1 protein-coding gene is annotated in these 456 nt (G+C 34.2%); it reads right to left on the minus strand.

Annotated features, from left to right (window positions below):
• On the minus strand, window positions 1-456 hold a 456-nt coding region (locus tag QWI17_RS08225; RefSeq protein WP_302722043.1), incomplete at both ends, for a phosphoenolpyruvate carboxykinase (ATP).

Raw genomic sequence — 456 nt, forward strand, 5'->3', positions numbered from 1 at the left:
CATTGCTGTATCTCCGTTTTCACCAGAGTTTGCAGAACAGTGCATTGGTAAAGTATTTCTGAATACTGGCATGATGAAGTTTAAGGCAGAAAAAATTCCTTTTTTCATTTCTCCTGTATAACCAGTTCCACCGTTTAAAACGATTTTACGTTTAAAATTTAAGATAGAGAAATTGTGTTGTCTTGTTCCATCTTCATTAGCGTCTGCAACAAAAGTTGGTGCATTGATAATTGTCCATTCAGCATCACCAAAGTTTTTTAATTCTTCTTCCGTTGGACGAATAAACATGTTATAGATAAATAAATTAGCAGCAGGAGTTTCTGTAATTGCTCTAATTTTTGTTTTGTAAGCATCATCAGCACAAGCAAAAGCATCGCGTACATAAATTTCGCGGTTGCTTAAATGCTCAACAACTTTATCATACAAAGCGTCAAATTTATCAGAATCGAAAGGAAT

Source organism: Gilvimarinus gilvus, assembly GCF_030518155.1.
In the GTDB taxonomy this organism is placed as follows: domain Bacteria; phylum Pseudomonadota; class Gammaproteobacteria; order Pseudomonadales; family Cellvibrionaceae; genus Gilvimarinus; species Gilvimarinus gilvus.